This is a genomic window from Paraglaciecola sp. (assembly GCF_030730205.1).
Taxonomy (GTDB): Bacteria; Pseudomonadota; Gammaproteobacteria; order Enterobacterales; family Alteromonadaceae; genus Paraglaciecola.
Genome location: NZ_JANQVQ010000307.1, coordinates 1 through 7,743, shown reverse-complemented (window position 1 = coordinate 7,743; position 7,743 = coordinate 1). Strand labels below are relative to the sequence as shown.

Sequence of the window (7,743 nt, the reverse complement as noted above, 5' to 3'; positions counted from 1 at the left end):
GTCATAATTGTCATAGCTATGACAATTATGACGTAGTATTGCGATTATTTACCATCGTCTTCTAATCTTTCGATACCGAGCGCCTTGAGCACGTATTTTTCATACACTGGTTCGCTGGTGCCGGTTCGCATCTTACGCATAAAATACTTTTCAAAGGCTATCTTAGCCAAATGCACCCATTTGCCTTTTTTAAACCATGCGACGTTACGTGGAGGTATTTGCGGCATGGCGACAAAAGCGGCTCCAGTGTCTCCCATATCTGCTAAACAGATAGCATGCCAAGTGCCCTTAGCGTGTGGCGCTTTCCCGTCAACAATAATCGATTTTAAATTATGAGCGATGGCGGTCATCATGGTTTCGATCATATATCCGGTTTTTGGGGTACCTGTGGGGACAGGTGTTGCCTCTACCGGGGGAATGGCCACACATACACCCCCGGAGAAAATATTTGGATATTTAGTAGAACGCTGGTGTTCGTCAGTGATCACGAAGCCTTTTGCATTGCATAAACCATCAACATTTGCGACTGCGTCTACCCCACTAAATGGTGGGATGAACATAGCATGCTTAAAAAGTAGTTCATGAGTAAAGTCGATCTCCTGTTTCCTATTAAGTTCAGATATGTGCATTTTTCCATCAAATATTTCGTCAACTTGGGCATTGCAGATCCATTTTATATCTCGCTGGCGTAATTCAGATTCAAGCATGGACTTTGAATCACCCACACCACCTAAGCCCATGTGGCCAATATACGGCTCGGAAGTTACGAAATGAATGGGGACTTTGTGACGAATTTTGGCGTCACGTAGGGCCTTATCAAGAATAAATGCATATTCGTATGCGGGGCCAAAGCAGCTTGCTCCTTGAAATGCGCCGACGATCGCAGGCCCTGGATTAGCCATCAAATCTTCAAAATCAATATTGCATTGCTGGGCATGGTCTAAGGTGCAAATTGATTGGGTATAACCTTCTGGACCAGCGCCTTTAATATGACTAAATGCTAACTTAGGGCCAGTAGCTATGATGAGGTAATCATAATCGATGGTTTGGTTTTCATTGGTAATCAATTGATTATTTTGAGCATCAATTTTGTCAACACGGGCACAAATGAATCCAATTTTTTTCTTCGCTAAGTATTTTTCAATCGGTAGTACTATGGCATCAGGTTCTCGCCAACCCACCGCTACCCAAGGATTAGAAGGTACAAACCTAAACATTGGCCGCTCATTGACCATCACGACCTCGTGATCTTTGCCCAGTAATTCTTTGGTTTCGTAAGCGGCAGGCATACCACCTGTCCCTGCGCCTAATACAACTATTTTAGCCATGGGATTCTCTCTGAAGATAAGCATGTAAATAATGTCTATATGTGAACATATTGTTAACAATAACCATGCCAACTGATTTTTTCTTAAGTTTCATATAAAAATCAATGGCTTATTTTATGTGCTCAAAAATCGTTCTTGTTTAGTAAGATAACTCATGTCATTTTTGGCAAACGAGAATGTGAGTGCTGACAGATTTGGCGCTGATATCAAGTTGAGTTTATCTAACTGAAGAGTGCGCGAATGGAAACCTCTGTAATTCAATCAATGATAAATGCCATCGATAAGCCTACGATTTTTATTACCCCAGATTATGTAATAAAAGCAGTAAACCAAGGGTATCTTGATACTTATGAGGTGGAAGTTGAGTTAGGCAAAAGTAAATGTTTTGAGATATCTCATCAAAATCCCTCGCCCTGTGACAAACATGGTGAAGCGTGTCCTTTACAAGAGTGTGTAAATACTCACCGAGCAGCGAGTGTGGTTCATATCCATTCAACGGGAAAAGGCAAATCGTATTGCGATATATTGATGAGACCGGTATTGGATGATGACGGTATTACTATTGGTTTTTTGGAAGTGCTTAATAAAATTGACTACGCCTCTGCCGAGTCAAAACAGCACAAAATGATTGGTAAGTCACCATTATTCAAATCATTGCTTAATCAAATTAATCGTGCCGCACCCTCTAATATTGCAGTATTATTGCAAGGAGAAACTGGTACAGGTAAAGAACTTGTCGCGCAAGCCGTGCACGACGCGAGTAAGCGCAGTGATAAATCTTTTGTGGTTATTGAATGTACAGGTTTAAGTGAAAACCTTTTTGAAAGCGAGCTTTTCGGCCATGAAAAAGGCGCATTTACTGGGGCATCAACCAGTAAAAAAGGCCTGATTGAAATCGCCCATGGCGGTACTGTGTTTTTTGATGAGATTGGCGATGTGCCTCTCAATATGCAGGTAAAACTGCTTAGGTTATTGGAGACGCAATCTTTCAGAGCGGTCGGCGGCCTCAAGTTAAAGTACTCAGACTTTCGATTAGTCTGTGCTACTCATAAGAACTTACTTGCCATGGTTGAGCGGGGCGAATTTAGACGCGACTTATATTATCGAATCGCTGGATTTCCAATTCAATTACCTCCCTTAAGGGAGCGTCGGGAAGATATTCCTGAATTAACCAAACACTTTTTACGTTATTCTGAATATCAGCATAAAACCTTTTCAACAAAAGCATTAGAGCGCATGTGCAGTTATGCTTTTCCAGGCAATATCCGCGAGCTGAAGAGTGTGATTGAGCATGCGTCTTTATTGGCTGATGATGATGTAGTGCATGCCAGTGACTTGGTCATGCTCAGTTCACCTACAACGCCATTACCGCAGGTGAATCATTATTTGTCATTGGATGAAGTGGAGAGTGAATATTTACGAGGTGTGTGTATTAATTTTCAAGGTACGCCTGCAGAACTAGCAGATATGTTAAAAGTGAGTACACGCACACTCTACCGAAAGCTACAACGTTACGGCTTAAAGTTGAATAGCGAAATATAATTGAATAAAAAGTCAATGAAGCCAGTTTACCCTCAGTAAACTGGCCACAAACCATTAATAATTTGATTTTGCTTCGAGTAAATTTTTCTTAAAGAACTCAGCCATCATGGTCATTTGATGTAATTGCGTGCCCTTACCTTCACGTAAAGAATGTGAACGGTTGGGGTAGCTCATAAACTCAAATTGTTTGTTGTGCTCAACCAGTTTATTGATCAGTCGTTCAGAGCCTTGATAATGCACATTGTCATCACCTGTACCGTGGATCAGAAGTAATTTACCTTGCAGATTTTCTGCAAAAGAAATGGGCGAGGCTTGATCGTAGGCATCCAGGCCAGTTTCCATTTTATAGGTATCTGGTAAACCCATATAACGCTCCTGATAAATGGTGTCATATAACCTAATATCCGGTACTGGGGCGGCTGCGATGCCAGCGTGGTATTTTTCAGGATAACGAAACAACATGTTTAAGGTCATTGAGCCTCCGCCAGAGTGCCCCCATACACCCACTCTTGAGGTGTCTATATACCTCCAACGTTTGGCCATCGCATCGAGCGCTGCGGCTTGATCTTTGGCGGCTAAGGTGCCGATATTACGGTAGATTTGCTTGCGCCAGTCACGGCCTCGGGGCGAACGTGTGCCGCGATTATCGATAGAGGCAACAATAAAACCTTGGTCGTTTAAGTATTGATACCAAAGGGGGCCGCGTCCCCAGCTGTTTTTAACGGTTTGACCTGCTGGCTCGCCATAAACATAAAACAAAATAGGATATTTCCGTTTAGGGTCAAAATTAGTAGGGCGCATGATCATGCCGTCAAGCTCCGTGCCGTCAAAACTGGGCACCCGGAAAAACTCAACCTTGCTCATGGCGATGTTACTTAATGCTTGGCTGGTTTCTTTGTTGTCGATCAAGGTGCGCAGTGTTGTGTGGTCGGGCAACTTTACTACACGGTATTGGGTGGGGGTGTCGAAGGCTGAATAGGTTTGCAAGGCAAATTGACCATTCGGTGAGATTTGGTAATTATTTGTTCCTTGCCACTTTTGGGGGGTGACTCGCTCAATAACGCCGCTGCCGTCGAGTTTTGCTCGATACAGGTATTGCTCGATGACATTGTCTTTGCCTGATGTAAAGTAAAGCCAACCGCTTGTTTCATCTACTAGTTTGATACTTACAATATCAAAGTCACCGGGGGTAAGATTGATAATGTCTTGGCCGCTGCGGCTAACTAAATACACATGCCGCCAACCGTCACGCTCACTGACTTTTAAAAAGTGCTGGTTGTCTTTAAGCCATTCTACATCGTAGTAATCTTCAATAAAGGCGGGGTCTTCATCAACAAACATGCTGTTAGCCTGACCAGTTTTAACATCAACGACATAATGTTCATTGCGGTTTTGCAAACGGTTGACCTTTTGCACCACAATTTCATCACTGTTTCCTGCCCAGCTCATGCGGGGAATGTAGAAATCATCGGTATCACTTGGAATATCAGCCCATTGGGTTTGCCTGTCGGTAACAGTAACCACGCCAATACGCACGGTTGAATTTTTTTCACCGGCTTTGGGGTAGGGGAATACTGTTAGAGTCGGATATAAGGCATCAGTGTTATTGATCATCGTAAATTCTTTTACTGGGCTGGTATCAAGTTGCCAGTAAGCGATGCGTTTGCTATCAGGGCTCCAGCGAAAACCATCTGCGATAGAAAACTCTTCTTCGTACACCCAATCAAAAATACCATTAATGATCGGCGCTTTACCGTCGGTGGTCAGTTGTGTGATGGTTAAGTCGTTCAACGATTGCAGGTAAATGTTGTTATCACGAACAAAGGCAACGGATTTTCCATCGGGTGAAAATTTTGCAAACATCATGCTTGCCTCAGCAGTCTCAGTTTGTGCCAAACCAAGCTGGGTAAGTGTCGCGCTTTTCATATCTACTAGCCAATAGTCGCCTCGGCTATTACTGCGCCATACTTTTTGACTGTTGGTATAAATTAACAATTGGCTTTGATCGCTGTTCCATTGATAGTCATCAATTTTTAAGGGCTTTTCTGCACCCGTGGGTGTTAATGTAGCGGCACTCACTAATATGTCGCGACTATCGCTATTGGCTTGATAACGCACAATATCTTGAGCTTTGTCATTTTCGCCTGAGGTTTCTAAGGCTGTATACGAGATACCATCTTGCATCCAGCGGACCGCACCAAGACGTTTGGTGCTATAGGTTTTGTTTTGGTAAATATCAGCAAGAGTGAGTGACTTGGTTGGTGAGTTTGAATTGCTTGGATTTGTTGACGTTGAGCCACACGCTGCTAGAGATAATACTAACAGCATGCCCAACGCTTTTTGCGCTCTGTTCATCGAAAAGCCTGTGATTTACTATTATAAAAATCGACCTTACATTTTCGTTTCACGCGGTACAACAGGCAATACGGCGAGTTCACCTAAGCTTAAGACAAACAACCCATTTTTATCAGCTACTCTACTGGCAGTTTAATTTGACGGCGTCAACATTGGGGAGTTTACCCCACCACGAAAAAGCTGAAATAGGCTCGTCCATCTTAAAAACATAGGGATTAGCCCGTGCTTGCAGTCCACTGGTATCACCGCCACGAACCGGATGAACCTTTTTTTGACAATATAAATAGAATTCGGTTACTGCGCTTAAACCTTGTTGATGAGCTTGTTTACCGGCAAAATAACCACAATCGACATCAGTAAAATCACTCTTTGATTCACCTATCACTCTGCTGTATTCACTCTTTGACTCAACTAGGTTTATTTTATCTTCGTTTGTTTGCTTGTTGTCTTGTGAAATTTGGAAGCTACGCGGGTTACTCGCGTTGCGAATGACTATTGTGCTTGGTTTTTCACCCTCGCTAAACAAGGTGCTCATGTCGTACCAATACACCATTGCTTCGCATTGTTTGTTGTTTTCTTGATAAGTGGTGGTGCCTTGATAAAGATGATTGGTACAAGCGCTGGTGAATACCATTACCAAAAAAGTGCTGCTTAATTTTATGTTCATTGTTGCCCCTTAAACCATCATGCTAACTAGGCCGTCACCGACCATGGGATTCTGCCAGTAAGCTGTATGAGCCAATAACCAGGTTTGTCCAGTGACCACCGGATAATCTTGGATGTACCAACCAAAGTCTGGAATATCTTGCTTGAAGCGTTCAGCTATTTGAGTGGATGCCAGTGCCACGCCAAAGATATTGCCAGACACCACCGGGTCATTCACATCAAAGTAGTTAAGCCATTTAAAGTTATATTCACCCAAGCCCATCAACATCGCTTGGCTGCGTCCTGTTTGTTTAAATAAGTCTAAACCTAAGGGCGAGCCGATGGTCAGCATGCCTTGCACTGGCCAGCTAAGTGGATCATCTCGTTTAAAATATTCAGGCTCTTGCATCAATTCGTTGATCACATCAAAGCTATATACCGTCCCTAAGCTATGGGCGACTAGATATAGCGGATGACCTTGCTCAAAGTACGATAATATTTTTTCTTTTAACTTACTTCTAATAGCATTCGCAGTGGAATTTTTTGATAATGAGATCACCACATCACCTACAATATCTAAGGCGCTGGTGGTCAAGATGCTACTTAGTGGAGATTGGATAATGAGTTTACTAAGCTGTATTAACTTTTGTTGTGCCACATCGTTCAAATCTTCGTAGCGATAAAGGTCAACGTCAAATTCAAAGGTATGGCCCGCTAAACGGCTTTGCACCAGCTCTTCAATGTAATTGTCTTGTTGTAAATCAACAGCCTCACCGAGCTGTACACCATGTACCACCAGAATCACTGGTTTTTTACCTGCCGAAACGGTCATGTTATGCATCCTTACATTTGTTTAAATTAACACTCAAGTGTAGTCAAAATGTATTGATTAAAAAACCAACAATGGCAAAGAGGTCAAAATGAAATTGGTAGGGCCACAAAGTAAGTAAACTTTAAATTCTGTTATCCTCAACTACGCTTACTTTATTCATTGAAAAGGAATTCACAGAATATGTCTGCTTTAACATCTTTTCTCATCATATTTTTTCTTGTTGTAGGGCTTACTATCAGGGCGAGTGCAGCGGCCACAGCCAGCAAAACACCTTCAAACACACAGCTAGCGACGGTCTTTCGTCAAGATATTCAGGTTGAACAATATTGGGTAAGCGAGAAGCTTGATGGCATTCGTGCTCGCTGGGACGGTCATAACTTGTTCAGTCGAAATGGACATGTTATTCATGCACCTGATTGGTTTATCCGCGATTTACCAGACAAAACATTAGATGGTGAGTTGTGGTTAGCTCGGCAAAGCTTTGAAAAAACCGCTTCTATTGTCTTGCGTGACACTCCCAGTGACGATTGGCAAGGGATCCGCTATATGCTGTTTGATTTACCTGACTCCACAGAACACTTTACTCAACGTTTAGTTGAGTTAAATAGTATCGTTGCACAAACCCAGAACGTATATTTGCGCGTTATTCCTCACTATAGAATGCCAAACCAGCAGGCCTTACTGGCTAAATTAGACGAAGTCGTTGCGCTGGGCGCAGAAGGTCTGATGCTGCATCACCAAGATGCGTATTATCAAGATGGCCGCAGTCAAGCTTTATTAAAACTCAAAAAATATCAAGATGCAGAAGCAAAGGTGATTGCTCACTTACCTGGTAAAGGTAAATATCACTACATGATGGGCGCCTTGTTAGTGGAGTTAGACGACGGTTTACAATTTAAAATCGGTAGTGGTTTTTCGGACGTGGAGCGGCAAAATCCACCGCCGCTAGGTGCTTACATCACCTTTAAATACTATGGCTTAACCGCAAAAGGCGTGCCCCGTTTCGCGAGTTTTTTAAGAATTAAAGCTACGGAATAAAAT

6 protein-coding genes are annotated in these 7,743 nt (G+C 42.7%); 2 read left to right on the top strand and 4 right to left on the bottom strand.

Annotated elements, in window-relative coordinates:
- Nucleotides 1–44 precede the first annotated feature (44 nt).
- On the bottom strand, nucleotides 45–1,328 hold the full coding sequence (locus NWQ57_RS20235) for an NAD(P)/FAD-dependent oxidoreductase (protein ID WP_306023996.1): 1,284 nt from the start codon (nucleotides 1,326–1,328) through the stop codon (nucleotides 45–47).
- A 240-nt stretch (nucleotides 1,329–1,568) separates the two neighbouring features.
- Between NWQ57_RS20235 and NWQ57_RS20230 the strand changes: the two genes are divergently transcribed.
- On the top strand, nucleotides 1,569–2,870 hold the full coding sequence (locus NWQ57_RS20230) for a sigma-54-dependent Fis family transcriptional regulator (RefSeq protein WP_306023995.1): 1,302 nt from the start codon (nucleotides 1,569–1,571) through the stop codon (nucleotides 2,868–2,870).
- A 54-nt stretch (nucleotides 2,871–2,924) separates the two neighbouring features.
- On the opposite strand, the gene NWQ57_RS20225 is transcribed toward NWQ57_RS20230, so the two are convergent.
- The 3 genes from NWQ57_RS20225 to NWQ57_RS20215 all read right to left on the bottom strand — a co-directional run bounded on the left by NWQ57_RS20225 (nucleotide 2,925) and on the right by NWQ57_RS20215 (nucleotide 6,702).
- Nucleotides 2,925–5,225 (bottom strand): S9 family peptidase, encoded by a 2,301-nt coding sequence (locus NWQ57_RS20225; protein WP_306023994.1) that lies wholly within the window; start codon nucleotides 5,223–5,225, stop codon nucleotides 2,925–2,927.
- Nucleotides 5,226–5,346: 121 nt separating this feature from the next.
- Nucleotides 5,347–5,892, bottom strand: coding sequence for a hypothetical protein (locus NWQ57_RS20220; protein WP_306023993.1), 546 nt, complete (start codon nucleotides 5,890–5,892; stop codon nucleotides 5,347–5,349).
- Nucleotides 5,893–5,901: 9 nt separating this feature from the next.
- Nucleotides 5,902–6,702 (bottom strand): hypothetical protein, encoded by an 801-nt coding sequence (locus NWQ57_RS20215; protein WP_306023992.1) that lies wholly within the window; start codon nucleotides 6,700–6,702, stop codon nucleotides 5,902–5,904.
- A 180-nt stretch (nucleotides 6,703–6,882) separates the two neighbouring features.
- Between NWQ57_RS20215 and NWQ57_RS20210 the strand changes: the two genes are divergently transcribed.
- On the top strand, nucleotides 6,883–7,740 hold the full coding sequence (locus tag NWQ57_RS20210) for a DNA ligase (RefSeq protein ID WP_306023991.1): 858 nt from the start codon (nucleotides 6,883–6,885) through the stop codon (nucleotides 7,738–7,740).
- Nucleotides 7,741–7,743 lie beyond the last annotated feature (3 nt).

Coding starts and splice junctions, on each gene's coding strand:
- NWQ57_RS20215 (WP_306023992.1), bottom strand. CDS start 6,702: ATGACCGTTTCGGCAGGTAAAAAACCAGTGATTCTGGTGGTACATGGT.
- NWQ57_RS20225 (WP_306023994.1), bottom strand. CDS start 5,225: ATGAACAGAGCGCAAAAAGCGTTGGGCATGCTGTTAGTATTATCTCTA.
- NWQ57_RS20235 (WP_306023996.1), bottom strand. CDS start 1,328: ATGGCTAAAATAGTTGTATTAGGCGCAGGGACAGGTGGTATGCCTGCC.
- NWQ57_RS20230 (WP_306023995.1), top strand. CDS start 1,569: ATGGAAACCTCTGTAATTCAATCAATGATAAATGCCATCGATAAGCCT.
- NWQ57_RS20210 (WP_306023991.1), top strand. CDS start 6,883: ATGTCTGCTTTAACATCTTTTCTCATCATATTTTTTCTTGTTGTAGGG.
- NWQ57_RS20220 (WP_306023993.1), bottom strand. CDS start 5,892: ATGAACATAAAATTAAGCAGCACTTTTTTGGTAATGGTATTCACCAGC.